Here is a 16543-nt window from a genome sequence, read left to right as displayed (position 1 = left end):
ACGGGGCTGGGCCTTGCCATCGTGGCCGAGCTGGTGGCCGCGCACGACGGCGACATCAAGGTCGATTCCGAGGTGGGGCAGGGGACCACGGTCCGGCTGCGCTTCCCGCTCCTGGCGGACGCCGATGAGGCGGACGGCGTTTCCAGCGCGGGGTAGGCGAGTGCAGGCGGGTGGCGATGACGCCATGCCCTTGACTCTTCCCCGGTTTGTGGCGATAATCTGCCGAAGCAGGGCCGTACGGGTGCCTGCAGGGGAGGCTTGCGTGTCTCGGTTGCGTCGTCGCGGCGGCATCACCATTCTCGAAATCATGATCGCCATGTCGCTCATGTCGGTTGTGATCATCGCGTTTGCGGCCACCTTTCCCAGCGGGTATCGGCTGAACTACGCCAGTCACACCCAGGCCAAGGCCACCGGCGCCGCCAACGCCATCGCCGAGCAGTTCTCCAACCTCTCGGTCAATGCGCTGACTGCGTACGAGTCGTCGTCGACCAATCCGACCGCACTCACCACGGCCAACCTGAACACGCTGTTCACCGCCACCGGTCACAGCCTATCGCTGCCGGAGGGGGTCATCATCGCGGCAGCGGCGGTCACCCAGCCAAACCAGTTCTGGATCGACGCCACCAGCGTCACCATCGTGAACCGCTCGCAGACCACCAACCCCTTCTCGAGCAACTCCGTTCCCGACCCCAACGTGGTCGGCCAGCTGCTCCCCCAGATCGTGGGCGACGAGATCACCGTCACGGTCTACTGGTTCGAGTATCGTCGAGGCGCGGCCATGTCGGGCTTCCGCATTGGCGGCACCGCCACCTCGGGCAAGCAGAACCGCTCGGTCACGGTGAAGACGCTGTCGACCAGCGCAATCGCGAAATGAAGGGCATTGCACGCCGAGGGTTCACCCTCATCGAGACACTCTTCGCCATCGGCGGGTTCGTCCTTGCGGGGCTTCTCACGTTCGCACTGTTCAAGTACGGCATGACCGCCCACCAGCGCGGCGTTCTGGGAACCGATGTCCAGCGGAGCACGCGCGAGTTCGTGAACCGCCTCTCCAGCGATCTCCAGTCGTCGATGGCGCTGCAGCTCCCTGCCCTGGTCAGTGTTGCAGCCGTTCAGAGCCCCGTGCTCTGCCCGTCGACACTGAACCCGACGAACGTGAACGACATCGCCTTCATCGTGCCGGCGCTCCAGAAGGTGGAAGATCTCGATCTCACCAGCGGCACCAGCTATGTGCTCGTGCGCTACGCGCGCTGCACGACGGGGCCCCTGACGAAGCGGGCCATCGTCCGCCGGGCCTATCCGTATGCGGCGTGGTACAACAAGGTGAAGTACGACGGCAGCGATCCGAAGAAGACAGGGAACGCGGGGCTCTCGTGCTGGTACATCGACCCGGGCGCCCTCGACACAACGTATGGCGCGCCTGGCAACACGCAGGGGCTCGCGACCACCGACACCGGCTGGCAGGAGGTTCTCACCTGCACCGGGCCAGACGACCTGGTGTCGTTCAGCGTGAGCCACGCCGCGCTCGTCCCTGCCTCCACCATCGATCCGGTCTACGACCCCTATCACTTCACCGTCAAGGTCGCCGCATCGCGATATCTCGGCTCGCTGCGCAACGCCCACATCGATCTCTTCGACCTGGGCACCACGCAGGACAACACCGACAACCAGAACGATCGGGTCCGCAAGGACATCAGCACCGAGGTCACCCTCCAGCACTTCCAATAACCCACGAGGAGCGTGTCGGCATGTCAGCACGAAGGTCTCTGCAGCGCGCCCGCGGTCGTCGCGGTGCACCCACGAGAGGGTCGGCACTGCTGCTCACCATGTTCACCATCGTGGCGCTGCTCACCCTGGGCACCACCTTCATCGCCATCTCGGTGGGCGAGAGCCGTCAGACCCGCAACGATCGCGAGCTGCAGGCCGCGCGCGGTGTGGCCATGTACGGCATCAACTGGCTCACCTCGTACATGTCGCTGCCCGGCGCGTGGCGGGCCGCCTCGGCCTACAATGCCAGCGGGGCCAGCTACACGGGGCGTGACAAGGCCACGGGCTATGCCGATAAGCTCTACACCCTCCAGGGCACCGACACGAGTCAGGCGGACGACGCCAACAACAAGAAGATCAGCTGGATGGGCCGCACCCTCGACATCGTTCCGGCCACGGTCACCGATGACAGCAACGGCTACCCCGTGTTCGTCGAGAGCATCGGCGCGCTCACGACCGCGATTCAGGGCGGCGCTGTGGTGCAGCTCACCGCAGACCTCATCGGGGTGTTCGATCTCGAGTTCTCGCGGCTCACGCCCGACGCCAGCAACAGCAACAAGATGCAGGGCCAGCCGGCGCAGTACAAGCTCAAGAGCACTGCCTATGTGTTCCACCAGGCAGACACCACCGGGCTCTACGTCACCGAGAACGGCAAGCTGAAGCCCAACATGGGGAAGGCCGCCGCCGTGCGCTCCATCACGGTGCGCATCCGCCCCCAGAGCCCGGTCGATTTCGCCCTCTACGAGTCGAACATGCGCTCGTGGACCACCCCTGGAATCAATGCCCAGTACGGCGACAACAGCTATGCAGACAACGGCCTCACGGTCAACGACGCGTCGCAGAAGGGGCTGCTGCAGCAGCTGTTCAACACCGTGGAGCTCGATACCGTGGGCATTCCCAAGGACTACAAGCTCAACGGCAACATGCGCGCCGACGGTTCGCTCACCCCCGGCGACAAGTTCGCGAGCAAGGCCGGCAGCCTGAAGGTGCTCGCGTCGCAGGCCGATCTCAACTCGGTGCAGATCAACGGTAACTCGTCCGGCTTTGCCGCCAAGCTCTACGCCAACCAGAATCTCACGGTGCCCACCTCGCCCAGCGGAACGCAGCCAGACGCGTTCAGCTTCACCGACGCCAACATCTCTGACGCCGACAAGAGCAAGATCTTCGGCGGGCAGAAGTCGCCGACGTTTGCGTCTACCACCCGCGGACTCCCCGCGCTCGCAGACTACATGACGGGCTATGTGGTGCAGAACTCCGCCACCGACGCGTCGTGCAGCTCGGCTACGGGGGCTCCTCAGCTCAAAGCGGGCTGGGCGTCGCAGGTCGCCCAGCAGGACTCGCTGGGGTACATCAAGGTCGCCACGCCCGGCACGGGGGCGGTGGCCGTGACGTCATCGACGAACACCGGTTCCGATGTCGAGTTCGACAACACGTCGTCATCGCCCATCAAGGCGCCCGGCGTGGCCCGGGTCAAGATAACCTTCAGCACCGACACCAGTGGCAACAGCAAGGTCACGGTGCGCAAGATCGGGGCCTACTCCGGCAAGGATGTCGACACCTCCGGTGTCTTCGACCCCAACGGCCACTCCGTGAGCGAGTTCAAGAACGGCATGCTCTACGTCGACGGCGGCAATGTCGAGGTCGAGGGCACCGCGCCTCCGAACTTCACTGTGGTTGCAGCGGCCTCGAGCGATCGGCCCACGGTGGCCACGCCCGCCAAGATGGTGAACGGCGTGCTCACCCCGCAGCAGGGCCAGCCCGTGCTCATCCGTCCGGATGATCAGACCAATCTCACGCGCAACGGTGGCGGCATCTACGTGGACGGGGAGACGAAGATCGGCGGCAACTACCTCTTCCCCCACGATCCCATCTCAGGGGCCATCACCCAGGTGCCCGTGCTTGATCCGGTGAGCAACAAGTACGTGTGGCCCGCCTATGACCCGTCGAAGATCGGCACCCAGTGCGCCTCTGTCGACTCGAGCGGCAACCTCATCACCTCAACGGTGAACGTGAAGGACTCCAACGGCACCATCGTGAAGAAGAACTATAACCCGAGCGACCCTTCGGCCATCACCAGCGAGGCGCCGCTCGTGCGCGAGGGCAACGTGAGCATCACGGGGAACATCACGAAGCCAATGTCGGGGGCTACCGGGTCGTTCGGCATCGTGGCCCAGAACTACATCCTGCTCAGCGATCAGTCATCGTCGAAGTCAACCACCAGCGCTGAGCTCAAAGTCGACGGTGTGCTGATGAGCATGACCCGCTCCGTTCAGTATGGCGGTTTCCTCAATCAGGTGTCGAGCACGTCGGGCAACGGCAACAACCCGTACTACCGTGCCCTGGGCGCGCAGCCAGATGCCACCACGGGGGCCATCAAGGGGAGCATCCCGCGCCCGAGGCTGAAGTACAAGGGGTCGAACAAGTTCACGCTCAATGGTTCCATCGTGGGGCAGTACGCCGACGTCGAATCGACCACCGATGGCACGGGCTACATCACGCAGAACATCAACTCCGATCTCTCGTTGCGCAGCGCCCTCCCTCCCATGCTGCCGACCTTCTCCCGCGAGCAGCTGCGTGCTCCCATCACCTGGGTGGTGGTGGCGCTGGGCGACAGCGCGGGGACCAAGGCTGGCACCAAGTAGGGCGGTGCCCGCGCGACGGCTCTCGAGCCCGGAAGGGCATTTCTCCCTCGACGTGCCGGCAGCGTGGCGCTACGAGCAGGACGGGGAGGACGCCTCTCTCGTCATGCACCTCCCCGACGGATGTGGCGTGGTGCGCATCTCCGAGGTGTGCCACGATGGGGGGGCTGTCAGCGCCGCTGTGGACGGAGAAGGGGAGGCGTGCCGGGTTGGCGATGCGCCCGCGCGGTTGCGGGTGCAGGCGTGTGACGGCCGTGTCCGCCGCCGCTGGGTCGTTGCTGGTCCGCACTCGGTGGTGCACATCGAGCACGAGCGACCCGCTGACGCGATTGCGCGGAACGACGAGGACGCGCGTGTCGACGCGCTTCTCGGGGGGCTTCGCATCGATCCGGCCCCGCATCCCGCCGTGCTCGCGGTGCTTCGAGCGCTTCGCGCCACCTCGCGCCCTTCGATGGGAGTGGACTGGCGTCCGAGCCAGCCGTTTCGCATCGCTTCTTCAGAGCGTGGCTGGGAGGTCACCCTCGAGAACCTGGTGCGCACCTGGGATGTGAGACCAGAGGCCCGAGCGGTCGAGCTCGCCCGCGAGGTGGAGGGCATTCGCAGGCTCGATGGCCTGCACCGTGGAAGCGCCTCGTTCGAGGCGGTGAGAACGGGTCTCCTGCCCGTGGTTCGTACGTCTGTCCTGCGAGAGCGCGTTGGTCTCGCCCCTGAAGCAGAAGCGCCGTCTTGTGGCGACCAGGCGGCCGTGTGCGGTGACGTCATGGCGAGGCGATTGCTTGCGCCAGGATTGTTCGTCTATCTCGCTGTCGACGTCCCGGACGGCCTGCGCTTCGTGACGCGGGCGGAGTGCGCGGGGTGGCGCACGGCGGCGGCCGATGTCGAGGCCGAGGCGCGCGAGAACCTGCGGCGCCGACTTGCGCCTTGCCGTTTCGACGTCACGCGGGCGCCGTGCGGGGGGCGCGTCGTGGTCTGCGAGGATGGTGAAGGCCTGGCCCCCTCGCTTCTCCTGCTCGAGGAACGTCGCGAGACGCTCACGCGCGCGCTCGGAGACGGCTGGCGCGTGGTCGTGCCGAGCGCCAGTGTGCTGATTGCGTTCTCTGCAGATTTTGACGCCTGGCTCGAGTTTGTGGGCGAAGACCTGTTCGATGCCTGGCTCGAAGATCCGATGGCGCTCACCCCCCAGGTCTATGCCGTCGATGGGGAGGGCGATCTCATGCCGGTGGAAGGGGGAGCTCGATGAGAGTTGTGCGGCCCGTTCACACCTCCCCCCTCGACCGAACCTGTCATGTGTGGTACGCTGGGGCTCCAGTTTCAATGCCTGGAGGCAGTCGTCCATGCAGATCAAGCGCACCCCTTCATCGACATCGGTCTCGAGCGCGCGTTCAGCCGGCTCACCCCGCGAAGCAGATGGTCACGAGGGCAACGTGCCTGTCGATGATGCGGTGCGCATCTCGGGCGGTGCATCGTGCGGCGTCTCTTCACCCACCGCGTCTGCTGCGCGGTGCTCCTGCGGACCCGTCTGCGTGTGCAGCGCTGGTCCGGGTGCCCAGGGAGGCAGCCATGCCCGGTCAGCCACCGCGGCGTGCGCGCTTGCCGGCGGCACGGCCGGTGTGGCGGTGTCGCTCATGAGCGCTGCCGCACCGCAGCCCGCTGATCTCACGGCGCGTCTCAAAGCCCTTCTCCCGGAGCACCCGTTCGTGATCTCGGCCGAGAAGGTGGCCGAGCTGCAGCGCCGTCTCGGCATCGATCGCGCCGCGCTGCTGCAGGCCCTGGTTCCCGTCGCGCGGGAGTATGCGCGACCGCCCATCTCGAACTACCAGGTGGGGGCGGCGGGCCTCGGAAAGAGCGGCAACATCTACCTGGGTGTCAATCTCGAGTTCGGAGGGAACGCCCTCAACCAGACGGTTCACGGCGAGCAGTTCACGGTGGCGAATGCGCTTCGAAACGGGGAGGAGCGCCTCGAGATGCTGGCCGTCTCAGCGGCTCCATGCGGGCACTGCCGTCAGTGGCTCAACGAGGTGAACGGGGGGAGCGATCTGATGATACTCACCCCCAGCAGCCCGCCCACGCCGCTTCGTGAGCTGCTTCCCGCGTCGTTCGGGCCGGGCGACCTGGGCGTGACGGGGGGGCTTCTCACCCACCAGATGAATTCGCTCCAAGGGCGCCCCCCCGCGTCTGGCGATGACGAAGCCCTCGATGCCGCGGCTCTCGAGGCGGCGCGCGCGTCGTACGCGCCCTACAGTCACAGCCCGTCTGGTGTGGCGGTGCGCCTGTCTGACGCAACCGTGCTGAGCGGGCGCTACGCCGAGAACGCGGCCTTCAATCCGAGCCTGTCGCCGCTGCAGGCGGCCCTGGTGGAGCTGGTGGCGCAAGGACGTCGCTACGATGACATCGCGCACGTGGTGCTCGTCGAGAAGGCTGGCGCCCCTGCTTCGCAGCAGGCGGCGACACGGGCGCTGCTCGATGCCGTTCAGCCGCAGGCGCGCTTCGATGTGCGCCTGGCGGATCAAGCCTGAGCCGAGCGACCCGACCACGGGGGCGCGGTCTGCGGACGGTGCGCAGAATGCAAGAAGGCGCGACTTTGGTCGCGCCTTCGTCGTTCTCGCCCGTGCGGCGATCACATCTCTTTCGCCTTGCCGCCGCCCTTCTTGGGGGGGGCCTTCTTCTCGGTCGTACTCTTCGCCGGGGCGCTGCCCGCGGGTTTCTTGCCGGTTGCCATCGTCTTTCACCTCCCTGGCCGAATCCGGATTGCACTCAGCCTTCCCGCGGGGACAGCCCTTTGGGAGCGTCGCACGCGCACCATTCTCTGAGGGTGCGATTCGGTCGCCCCCTTTTTCCGTCAGGCCTCACCTGATTCCTCCCGCGTGCGAATCTGCGCCGGGCAGCGCATGCGCGCGCTGAGAAGCCGACCAGAGCAGGCCGCGGCGGTATCGACCGGAACGGGTAGACTGTGAGTGGAGGAGACGGCCCATCATGCACAGACCTACCCGAAATGTCACCCATGTCGAGTCTGAGCTGTACCCACAGCGCGAGTTCAAGCACAAGGAGGTCGACGGTCTCGCCATCTGCCAGCAGTGCCACGCCATTCACGATGACAAGCACTGGCGATTTGACGACGCGCGCGCGTCGACGCTGCTCGAGCAGGCTGAAACCCACCGCGTCACCTGTCCCGGATGCCTCGCCGTGCGGCACAGGCGCGCGGATGGCATCCTCTCGCTTCGCGGCAAGGGGGCGCTGCGGCGCGCCGACGAGATTCTCAATCTGCTACACGCAGAGGCGCATCGCGAGATGCGCAAGAATCCCCTGGGGCGCATCATTGACATTGAGACCACCCCCGACGGTCTCGAGGTGGTCACCACCACGCGATTCCTGGCGCAAGACCTGGGGCGCAGGCTCCATCACGCCATGGGCGGCGACCTCACAACGTCGCGGCTGCGACCTGGTACAGTGCGCCCGCCGACGAATGATCACGGGTGTCGGGGCGGCCGTGGAGGGAGGCGATGGCGCGGGTGCAGAAGGGCTCCGGGTGACTGTTCCACCCCCTCCTCCGAGCTTCTGGCTCGAGACCTGTGGCGTCGTCGATGCCCCTACCCCGCCGTTGCGTGGGCGTCATCGGGTCGATGTGGTCGTGGTCGGCGCCGGATTTGCCGGCCTGTCTACGGCGCTTGCCCTGCGTCGCAGCGAGCCGAGCCTTCGGGTTCTGGTGCTCGACGGGTGTGCCATCGGTCACGGTGCCAGTGGTCGAAACGCGGGCTTTGCCATGACCTTGTTCGGCCTCACGGTGCAGACCACGGTGCTGCGGTTCGGCAAGCAGCGGGCGAGAGAGGCGCACGCGTTCATGAAGCGTGCGGTCTCAAATGTGGAGCGTCTTGTTCGCGACGACGGCGTACAGTGCGATTTCGAGATGAGCGGTCTGCTCACGGTCGCGACCTCGAAAGCCTACGAGAAGCGCCTGCAGAGCGAGATCGCGACGGCACGGAGCGCGGGCATCGACGATGTGGAGTGGCTCGACGCGGCGGCAACGCGAGCGCGCGTCGAGTCTCCCGCATATCGGGGGGCGCGATGGGAGGCGCATAGCGCATTGGTGAATCCGGCCCGTCTCGCGCATGCGCTCGGAAGGCTGGCTCGCGAAGCGGGGGCAGAGATTCATGAGGGCGTCCCGGTTCGCGCTGTGCGCGTGTCGCGACCCTTCACCGCACCGGTGCTCGTCGAGACCGAGGAAGCGCAGATCGAGGCCGCACGTGTGGTTCTGGCAACCAATGCATGGTCATCGCTGTTCCCGTCGCTCGCGTCGAAGCAGTTCCCGGTCTTCACCTACATCGTGGTCACCGAGCCTCTCGACGACGCTCGTCTTGCGCCCATCAGATGGCACGGTCGCGAGGGCATCGAAGACGCACGCGCCCTCATCCACTACTATCGCCTCACCCCAGACAACCGACTCCTCATGGGCGGCGGAGACGCGTTCTACTACCTCGGGGGTGGGTTCGGGCGCGACCAGAACGAGGCGGCGGCCGCCGCGCTTCGGGCGCACGTGGCGCGCGTCTTTCCATCGCTGCGGGGCGTGCGATTCACCCATCACTGGGGCGGACCGGTGTCGGTTCCGCTCGATTTCGCCCCGGCCATGGGCTGGCTCGGCAGCGATCGGCGCATCGTCTACAGCCTGGGCTGCGTGGGGCACGGCGTGGCGCTCATGACCATGGCGGGAAACGTGCTCAGCGACCTCGTTCTCGAGCGTGACACCGAGCTGACGCGGCAGTTCTTCGTCAATCGCTTCGTGCCCCCAACGCCTCCCGATCCGTTTCGCTGGGTGCTGGCCCAGGGCATTCGCGGGGCGATGAAGCTCGCAGATCGCTTCGACGACGCCCGTCCCCGCTGAACGAGGCGGCCGCGCCCTGAGACTCAGCGCAGCCGCACAGGGAAGCTGAGCCGGCGGCTGGCCACCACCTCGTCGCCTTGCCCCAGGGCCTCGACCTCCACCGTGTAGGTGCCGCCGGGCGCGTCATCGTCAAGCGAGATCTCGTAGCTGAACGTGTCGCCGCTGCGCTTCGCCGACTGGCTTCGGGCAAGCGCGCGGCCCGTTGGAGGCAGCACCGTGACCGCAACGCGGCGCACGATGCCACGAGGGTCGGCCAGTGTCGCCTGAAGCTTGACGATGCTGCCGGGACGAATCCCCCCAGACGGGTCGAGCACCACGTCGGACAGGCGCACCGGCGCCATCGAGACGTTCACGGGACGGGTCTGGGTGGCGAGCACCTCCCGTCCCTCGCCGTAGACGATGACCACGATGCGGTAGACCCCAGGCGCCGCGGTGGCGGGCACATGGATGCTGCGGATCCAGAGGTTGCCCTTACGGTCGGCTTCCCGATCGCCGTTGAGGATCTGCTTCGTCTTTGGATCTTCGAGGGTGATGAAGACCCGGCGGGCCTTGCGACGAGGGTCTTCGAGCTGGATCGTCGCGTTGATGGTGTCGTTTCGACTGACCACCGTGCCATCTGCGGGGCTGATCAGGCGAAGGCCGAAGGCCGCGCTGCCCACCTCGAACGACAGGGTGCTCCACTGCAGGGGCGTGTTGCCGTCACCCATCGCCTCGACACGCAGCACGTATCTCCCGGAGGCTGCCGACACGGGAAGGTCGATGGTCTTCGACCAGGTGTCGCCCTGGCCGCCACGAGGGGCAGATGCGTCTTGCTCGGCGTTCAGGATGTGGTTGCCTGGGGCGGCCACGCGCACGAACACGTGACGCACCAGCTGCAGCGGATCGCTCACCTTTATCCGGACGTCGATGCGCTCTCCGGGCATGATCCTGGCTTTGTCGGCGGGTGAGAGCACCTCGAGCCCGACCGACGGGTCAGCAGGGGCTGCGCTGGCGGGGGCAGCGATGGCCAGCAGGAGAGTCAGCAGGCAGAGAAGGCGGGAGATGCGCAAGGATGTGGCCTCCGACGGTGAGATGGCGCTGTCTTCCATTGCACGATGCGTTCGTCCTGGTGGGCAGCGGCAAGCCTCCCCCCTCGGAGGAGGGCTTTCCCCGTGTCTTGACAACTTGTGATAGCATCAACGCGTTCACACGATGACGGGCATGCGTGCCCCCTCTGCTGGATCTTTCGCCAGCGGCGCAGTGGACTCACAAGAACAGAGGAACACCACACTTGGACGACTTCAGACCTTTCAAGCTCCGCCCCACCACCATGGCGGCGCTCACCGCGATGGGCGTGACCACGCCCACCCCCATTCAATCGCAGGCGCTGCCGCCGCTGCTCGAGGAGCGCGACGTCATCGGGCAGGCCCGCACCGGTTCCGGCAAGACCCTCGCCTTTGCCATTCCTCTCATCGAGTTCGTCAGTCCCCGCCGGCGCGAGGTGCAGGCGCTCGTGCTCACGCCCACCCGCGAGCTGGCCACCCAGGTGGGCAGCGTGGTCGAAGCGCTGGGCACCCCCTGCGGCATCCGCACCGTTCTCGCGTTCGGTGGGCGCGCCATCAGCACCCAGGAGACCGCGCTGAAGCGTGGCGCCCAGGTCGTGGTGGGCGCGCCGGGGCGCGTGCTCGATCTCATCAACCGCGGCTCTCTCGATGTGAGCAAGGTGCACTACTTCGTGCTCGATGAAGCCGACGAGATGCTCGACCGCGGATTTGCGCCCGACGTCGAGCGCATCCTCGCTCGCCTTCCCAAGAGCCGCCAGACGGCGCTCTTCTCGGCCACGGTCCCGAAGTGGGTGCTCGACACCAGCACGAAGCACCTGGTTGATCCGGTGCGGGTGCAGCTCGACACGGCCCCGCGCGAGCAGCCCGACATCGAGCATCGCGCCTACGAGCTCGCCGGCACGGGAAAGCTCGATGCGCTTCGTCGGCTGCTCGACACGCGCTCGAGCGGCGGATCAGCCATCGTGTTCGGTCGCACCAAGCACGGGGTCAAGAAGCTTGCGCGACAGCTGGTTGCGCTCGGCTATCCCGCCGCGGCGCTGCAGGGCAACCTGAGCCAGAACGCCCGTGACCGGGTCATGGCCGACTTCCGCAGCGGCGCGGTTCCGATTCTGCTCGCCACGAACGTGGCCGCACGGGGCATCGACGTCGACCATGTCGATCTGGTCATCAACTACGAGCTTCCCGAGACCGCCGAGCTGCTGACCCATCGGGTGGGTCGAACGGGGCGCATGTGGCGCAAGGGGCGGGCCGTCACGCTGCTCTCACCCACCGACGCTGACAAGTGGCGTCAGCTGCAACGCGGCCTCATAAAGCCCATCCCGCGTCACCCGTGGGACGCCGAGGCGGTCGTCTGAGACAGGCGCCGAGGGGGTGACGGCGCAGGGATCGCGTGCAGGCCGAGGCGAAGGCACCTCCTGAACATCACAGCGCACACACAGGAGGCTCACCCATGGAAACCATCCAGCAGCAAGACATCGAGGCGATTCGCGCCGCTCGCAAGCGCTGGCTCGACCGCACGCAGGGCACGGGCGCCAATGGACGGCGTGCGGCCCAGCGCGATGGGCTGTTCACGAACTCGTCCGGGATGCAGATAGAGCCCCTGTACGATCCGTCGGCGCTTCGCGGTGTCGACTTCGCCCGCGACATCGGCTATCCGGGCGAGTTCCCCTTCACCCGCGGCGTCTACGACACCATGTACCGCGGTCAGCTGTGGACCACCCGCCTCTTCAGCGGCTTCGCCAACCCTGAGCAGACCAACGCGCGCTACCACTACCTGCTCGAGCGCGGTCAGACCGGCCTGTCGGTGGCCTTCGACATGCCCACGCTCATGGGGCTCGACTCCGATCATGCGCACAGCCTCGGTGAGGTGGGCCGCTGCGGTGTGGCCATCGACACCCTCGAGGACATGGAGATCCTCTTCAAGGGCATCCCCCTCGACAAGGTGAGCGTCTCGATGACCATCAACGGTCCGGCGCTGGTGCTCTTCGCCATGTACGTGGTGGCGGCCGAGCGCCAGGGCGTGACGCCGAGCCAGCTGCGCGGCACCATCCAGAACGACATCCTCAAGGAGTACATCGCCCAGAAGGAGTGGCTCTTCCCGCCGGAGCCCCACATGCGCATCATCGTCGACATGATCGAGTGGTGCGCCAGGGAGATGCCTTCGTACAACCCCATCTCCATCAGCGGCTACCACATCCGCGAGGCGGGGGCCACCGCCGTGCAAGAGCTGGCCTTCACCCTGGCCGACGGCTTCTGCTACGTCGAGCACGCGCGTGACCGCGGTCTCGATGTCGACATGTTCGCGCCGCGCCTGTCGTTCTTCTTCGACATCCACAACGACTTCTTCGAGGAGATCGCCAAGCTGCGCGCCGCGCGGCGCATCTGGGCGAAGCACCTTCGCGATCGCTACGGCGCCAAGAACCCGCGCTCGTGGCTCATGCGCTTCCACAGCCAGACGGCGGGGGTTAGCCTCACGGCGCAGCAGCCGGAGAACAACATCGTGCGCGTGGCCTACCAGGCCCTGGCTGCGGTGCTGGGCGGCACGCAGTCGCTGCACACCAACAGCATGGACGAGACCCTCGCCCTTCCCAGCGAGAAGGCGGCGCGCATCGCCATGCGCACCCAGCAGATCCTCGCCCACGAGACCGGGGTTCCGGACACCGTTGATCCGCTGGCCGGTTCGTACTACGTCGAGTCGCTCACCAACGCCATGGAAGAGGCGGCTGAGGCCTACTTCACCCGCATCCAGACCGAGGGTGGCGTGCTCGACGCCATTCGCAGCGGGTTCTTCCAGCGCGAGATCGGCCGCGCCGCCTACGACTTCCAGCGCGAGGTCGAGGCCAAGAAGCGCATCATCGTGGGGGTGAACGACTTCGTCGAGACCGATGATCAGATCGAGATCCCCATTCTCAAGATCGGCGAAGACGTCGAGCAGCGCCAGTCGGCGCGCACTCAGCAGCGCCGCGCGTCCCGCGACGCGGCGGCCTGCCAGCAGGCCCTCGACGCGGTGGCCCAGGCCTCCCGTGACGGCTCGAACCTGGTCGAGCCCGTGCTCGAGGCCGTGCGACGCTACGCCACCCTGGGCGAGATCGTCGAGGCCATGCGCGGGGTGTTCGGAGGCTATCGGGAGCCGGCCATCTTCTGATCGCCCGCCTCGGCGGCACGAGCAGGCGAGGGGACGATTCTGCGCTGCGGCGCGCGGCTCTGGCGTGTCAGCGCGCGATTGAGCTGCAGGGCTTTCAGCTGGGCCTGGGTCACGAGCGAGGGTTGCAGGCGCATCGGGTGTCTCTCCTTCACTGCTTGTACTGACCGTCGGTCTGGCAGATTGTTACATCGGTGTCGCGGACGGGTCTGGTCGTGGGGGCGTCACTGTGCCGCCGTGCGAATTGCAGGTCGGCGTGGAGCGTGACAGGAATCGGCCCGCGCACCTGCCAATACCCGTCGGATTTCACAGGAGCCCTCCGCATTGACCGACACCTCCCCCCTGGCGTCTGATCTGGTAGCGCGCGCCCGCGCCGCGGTGGACGCCATCACCTCGGGCGACCGCATCGCAGCCGCGCGCGCCATCACGTGGCTCGAAGACGCCGCCCCCATCGCGCCGCACCTGCTGTCGGCCCTCATGCCGCACACCGGGCGGGCGTTTCGCATCGGGGTGACGGGCCCCCCGGGCGCGGGCAAGAGCACGCTGGTCGACCGCCTTGCCGTCGACTGCCGCCGTCGGGGCCTGCGCGTGGGCATCCTGTCGGTCGATCCGTCGAGCCCGTTCACCCGCGGCGCGCTGCTCGGCGACCGGGTGCGCATGAACGCGGCGACGTCTGATCCGGGCGTGTTCATGCGCAGCATGGCGAGCCGCGGGGCGCTGGGCGGACTGGCCCGCGCCACGGTGGAGGCGGCCGACGTGCTCGATGCCCTGGGGCAAGACGTCATCTTCTTTGAGACGGTGGGGGTGGGACAGTCTGAGCTCGAGGTGTCTCGGGGCGCCGACGTCACCTGCGTGGTGCTCACGCCGGAATCGGGTAGCGGGGTGCAGATGATCAAGGCCGGCCTCATGGAGGTGGCTGACATCCTCGTCGTGAACAAAGCCGACCGCCCAGGTGCCGAGCGCATGGAGGCCGAGCTGCTCGACTTCCTCGACATCGTGGGCAGCGGCGCCCTCATGCGCGGTCGCTACGGCGCGCTCACGCCCACGGGCGCAACCCCGTGGGAGGTGCCCGTGCTCAAGACCACCGCGACTGAAGACGCGGGCGTCAGCGAGCTGGTTGAGGCCTGCCTGCGCTATCGCGCGTGGCTCGAGGCCACGGGCATCTGGAGCCAGCGTCGCGTGCGACAGGCCCGCGCGCGCCTGCGCGAGATGATCGCTTCGCGCATCGAGGAGGCGGTGTGGGCTCGTCCCGCGCACGCCGCCCTGCTCGATCGGCTCGCGGGCGAGGTGGTCGAGGGAGCGGTGCCGGCCTTCGACGCCGCCTCTGCCTTTCTCGATCAGGTCTGGAACGGGAGCGCTCGCGCCCACAGCGTGTGTACGGGAGAGAGGACATGACCATGACCGAATCGCTGCAGCACCCCCTTGCGCAGGAGACCGAGCACCGCTTCAAGGTGCTGGTGGCAAAGCCGGGTCTCGATGGTCACGACAGAGGGGTGAAGGTGGTGGCCAGAGCCCTGCGCGACGCTGGGTTCGAGGTCATCTACACCGGGCTGTTCCAGACCCCGGAGATGATCGTCGAAGCGGCCCTTCAAGAAGATGTCGACGCGGTGGCCCTCTCCATCTTGAGCGGCGCCCACATGACCATCTTCCCGCGGGTCAAGGCCCTGCTCGACGAGAAGGGGGCCGGCGACGTCCTCGTGACGGGTGGCGGCATCATCTCTGATGAAGACGCCCGCGTGCTGTGCGAGCGCGGCATCGGTCGGCTCTTCGGCCCTGGCTCACCGCTCGACGACATCGTCGCCTACCTGCGAGCGACCCTGGCCGCGCGACGCGCCGCTCGAGGCTGAGGCACCCATCGCACACCCCATCGCAGTTCCAGAACCCACGCCCGAGCGCGTGAACGGCATACAGGAGGAGAAACCCACATGGTGATCCACGAGTACCAGGCAAAGGACCTGCTGCGCAAGCACAACGTGCCGCAACCGCAGGGCCAGGTGGCCTCGACGCCCGAAGAGGCCGCCGAGATCGCCGCCAAGATCGGCAAGAAGGTGGCTGTGAAGGCCCAGGTGCACGTCGGCGGCCGCGGCAAGGCCGGCGGCATCAAGCTGGCCGGTACCAAAGAAGAGGCGCTGGCGGCGGCGCAGGCCATCATCGGCATGGACATCAAGGGCCTCACCGTGCACAAGGTGCTGGTCGAGGAGGCCATCGAGATCGCGCGCGAGTTCTATCTCGGCTTCGTGCTCGACCGCAGCAACAACCAGCACCTCATGATGTTCAGCCCCATGGGCGGCGTCGACATCGAAGAGGTGGCCGAGAAGAACCCGGAGATGATCTTCCGCTACCCGATTCATCCGGTGCTCGGTCTTCTCGACTGGCAGGTCAGCGATCTGGCCTGGCGCGTCGACGAGCTCACGCCCGAAGCACGCAAGGAGCTGAGCGGTCTGGTGAAGGCGCTCTATGCGGCGTACATGGCCAACGACTCGGTGCTGGCCGAGGTCAACCCGCTCGCCATCACCAAGGACGGCCGTGTCATGGCGGCTGACGCCAAGTTCAACGTTGACGACAATGCGCTCTTCCGCCTGCCGCACATGCACGAGATGCAGGAGATCGCCAACGATGACGTTATCGAGCGCGAGGCGCAGGCCAAAGGGCTCGCCTATGTTCGCCTCGACGGCAACGTGGGCATCATCGGCAACGGCGCGGGCCTTGTGATGACCACCCTCGACATGGTGAGCCGCGAGGGCGGCAAGCCGGCCAACTTCCTCGACGTAGGGGGCGGCGCCAACGCCAAGGTGGTGCGCACCTCTCTCGAGACGGTGCTGGGCGACCCCAACGTGAAGGGCGTGCTGTTCAACATCTTCGGCGGCATCACCCGAGGCGACGAGGTGGCCAAGGGAATGCTCGAGGCCACCGCTGAGATGGACATCAAGGTGCCCATCGTGGTGCGTCTCTCCGGCACCCGCTCTGAAGAAGGGCGCAAGCTGCTCGAGGGCAGCCGTTTCGTCCCCGCTGAGACCATGGGCGAGGCCGCCCGCAAGATCGTCGAGCTGATCAACGGCTCGGCCGCCAACTGAGGAGA

General features: G+C 66.9%; 13 protein-coding genes and 1 pseudogene. 13 read left to right on the top strand and 1 reads right to left on the bottom strand.

All coding sequences use genetic code 11. From position 1 onward, the window contains the following. The 8 genes and pseudogenes from EB084_01330 to EB084_01295 all read left to right on the top strand — a co-directional run. The coding region (locus EB084_01330; protein NDD26897.1) for a two-component sensor histidine kinase at positions 1-156 on the top strand (156 nt) is incomplete at its 5' end. 115 nt (positions 157-271) lie between these two features. Continuing rightward, the gene (locus EB084_01325; protein NDD26896.1) at positions 272-874 is read left to right on the top strand and encodes a hypothetical protein; all 603 of its coding nucleotides are present in this window, start codon (positions 272-274) and stop codon (positions 872-874) included. Further along, positions 871-1725, top strand: a complete 855-nt coding sequence (locus tag EB084_01320; GenBank protein NDD26895.1) for a hypothetical protein — start codon at positions 871-873, stop codon at positions 1723-1725. Before EB084_01325 ends, EB084_01320 begins: the two co-directional genes overlap by 4 nt. Positions 1726-1745: 20 nt before the next feature. Continuing rightward, the gene (locus EB084_01315; GenBank protein NDD26894.1) at positions 1746-4406 is read left to right on the top strand and encodes a hypothetical protein; all 2661 of its coding nucleotides are present in this window, start codon (positions 1746-1748) and stop codon (positions 4404-4406) included. Between the two features lie 52 nt (positions 4407-4458). Next, on the top strand, positions 4459-5643 hold the full coding sequence (locus EB084_01310) for a hypothetical protein (GenBank protein ID NDD26893.1): 1185 nt from the start codon (positions 4459-4461) through the stop codon (positions 5641-5643). Then, positions 5549-6919: a cytidine deaminase gene (locus tag EB084_01305; GenBank protein NDD26892.1), complete on the top strand. Its 1371-nt coding sequence runs from the start codon at positions 5549-5551 to the stop codon at positions 6917-6919. The genes EB084_01310 and EB084_01305 overlap by 95 nt, the downstream gene beginning before the upstream one ends. A 457-nt stretch (positions 6920-7376) precedes the next feature. After that, a pseudogene (locus EB084_01300) lies at positions 7377-7832 on the top strand (hypothetical protein). 34 nt (positions 7833-7866) lie between these two features. Beyond that, complete coding sequence (locus EB084_01295) at positions 7867-9279, top strand: FAD-dependent oxidoreductase (protein ID NDD26891.1); 1413 nt, start codon at positions 7867-7869, stop codon at positions 9277-9279. A gap of 23 nt (positions 9280-9302) precedes the next feature. Here EB084_01295 and EB084_01290 read toward each other — a convergent pair whose 3' ends face one another. Further along, the gene (locus tag EB084_01290) at positions 9303-10367 is read right to left on the bottom strand and encodes a hypothetical protein (GenBank protein NDD26890.1); all 1065 of its coding nucleotides are present in this window, start codon (positions 10365-10367) and stop codon (positions 9303-9305) included. Positions 10368-10549: 182 nt separating this feature from the next. Between EB084_01290 and EB084_01285 the strand changes: the two genes are divergently transcribed. From EB084_01285 to EB084_01265, 5 genes are all read left to right on the top strand, one after another. Then, complete coding sequence (locus tag EB084_01285; GenBank protein NDD26889.1) at positions 10550-11677, top strand: DEAD/DEAH box helicase; 1128 nt, start codon at positions 10550-10552, stop codon at positions 11675-11677. A 95-nt stretch (positions 11678-11772) separates the two neighbouring features. Next, positions 11773-13467, top strand: coding sequence for a methylmalonyl-CoA mutase (locus EB084_01280; protein NDD26888.1), 1695 nt, complete (start codon positions 11773-11775; stop codon positions 13465-13467). A 375-nt stretch (positions 13468-13842) separates the two neighbouring features. Then, positions 13843-14859, top strand: coding sequence for a methylmalonyl Co-A mutase-associated GTPase MeaB (meaB, locus tag EB084_01275; GenBank protein NDD26887.1), 1017 nt, complete (start codon positions 13843-13845; stop codon positions 14857-14859). Between the two features lie 2 nt (positions 14860-14861). After that, positions 14862-15311 (top strand): cobalamin B12-binding domain-containing protein, encoded by a 450-nt coding sequence (locus EB084_01270; protein NDD26886.1) that lies wholly within the window; start codon positions 14862-14864, stop codon positions 15309-15311. 78 nt (positions 15312-15389) lie between these two features. Beyond that, entirely contained in the window at positions 15390-16538 is a 1149-nt protein-coding gene (locus tag EB084_01265; protein NDD26885.1) for an ADP-forming succinate--CoA ligase subunit beta, read from the top strand. The last annotated feature ends 5 nt before the right edge of the window (positions 16539-16543 follow it).

The organism is Pseudomonadota bacterium (genome assembly GCA_010028905.1).
GTDB lineage: Bacteria > Vulcanimicrobiota > Xenobia > RGZZ01 > RGZZ01 > RGZZ01.
The sequence above is the reverse complement of the archived record's forward strand: the minus strand, read 5'-3'. Positions and strand labels throughout refer to the sequence as shown.

What these genes read in the sequence shown, in the direction of transcription:
- EB084_01270 (NDD26886.1), top strand. Translation starts at nt 14,862, where the DNA reads ATGACCGAATCGCTGCAGCACCCCCTTGCGCAGGAGACCGAGCACCGC.
- EB084_01305 (NDD26892.1), top strand. Translation starts at nt 5,549, where the DNA reads ATGCCTGGCTCGAAGATCCGATGGCGCTCACCCCCCAGGTCTATGCCG.
- EB084_01320 (NDD26895.1), top strand. Translation starts at nt 871, where the DNA reads ATGAAGGGCATTGCACGCCGAGGGTTCACCCTCATCGAGACACTCTTC.
- EB084_01265 (NDD26885.1), top strand. Translation starts at nt 15,390, where the DNA reads ATGGTGATCCACGAGTACCAGGCAAAGGACCTGCTGCGCAAGCACAAC.
- EB084_01280 (NDD26888.1), top strand. Translation starts at nt 11,773, where the DNA reads ATGGAAACCATCCAGCAGCAAGACATCGAGGCGATTCGCGCCGCTCGC.
- EB084_01290 (NDD26890.1), bottom strand. Translation starts at nt 10,367, where the DNA reads ATGGAAGACAGCGCCATCTCACCGTCGGAGGCCACATCCTTGCGCATC.
- EB084_01315 (NDD26894.1), top strand. Translation starts at nt 1,746, where the DNA reads ATGTCAGCACGAAGGTCTCTGCAGCGCGCCCGCGGTCGTCGCGGTGCA.
- EB084_01295 (NDD26891.1), top strand. Translation starts at nt 7,867, where the DNA reads ATGATCACGGGTGTCGGGGCGGCCGTGGAGGGAGGCGATGGCGCGGGT.